1 protein-coding gene is annotated in these 557 nt (G+C 48.5%); it reads right to left on the bottom strand.

Features of this window, described 5'->3' with window-relative positions; translation table 11 throughout:
* Positions 1-29: 29 nt before the first annotated feature.
* The coding region (gene prmC / locus R7044_RS27245) for a peptide chain release factor N(5)-glutamine methyltransferase (protein WP_225456229.1) at positions 30-557 on the bottom strand (528 nt) is incomplete at its 5' end.

The raw sequence follows: 557 nt of genomic DNA, 5'->3' as shown, positions 1-557 counted from the left end.
TTAATAAATTACTGCTGACTTGCTCGTTCTTATGAAGGCTGGTAGCAACCGAGGGTCACTCGATCATTCCCACCATAATCTTTTTCGGTGACAACTTGCTGATAACCAAAGCCACGCATGATCTCGCGAACCGCCTCGCCTTGGTCGTAACCGTGTTCGAAGGCAAGCCAACCGCCCTCTTCAAGATACTGACGAGCCAAATCGGAGATATGGCGAATATCCGCTAAGCCATTTTCATCAGCGACCAGCGCGGATTTTGGCTCAAAACGAACGTCACCTTGGGATAAATGCGGATCTTTCTCGTCAATATACGGCGGATTGGAAACAATTAAAGCAAACTTTGTTCCCTCTGCAATAGGCTCGAACCAGCTACCTTGGTCAAACGTCACATTTTTGATGTTTAGCTGCGCGGCATTGTACTCAGCAAGCTCTTTGGCCTCTTGTTTGAGGTCAACTCCCATTACCTGACGATTCGGTAGCTCAGACGCTAATGCCAACGCAATTGCTCCTGTCCCCGTGCCTAGATCTAGAATCGATCCGGTCTGCCCATAGGTTTT

It is taken from the genome of Vibrio sp. 1402 (assembly GCF_033340275.1).
The sequence above is the reverse complement of the archived record's forward strand: the minus strand, read 5'-3'. Positions and strand labels throughout refer to the sequence as shown.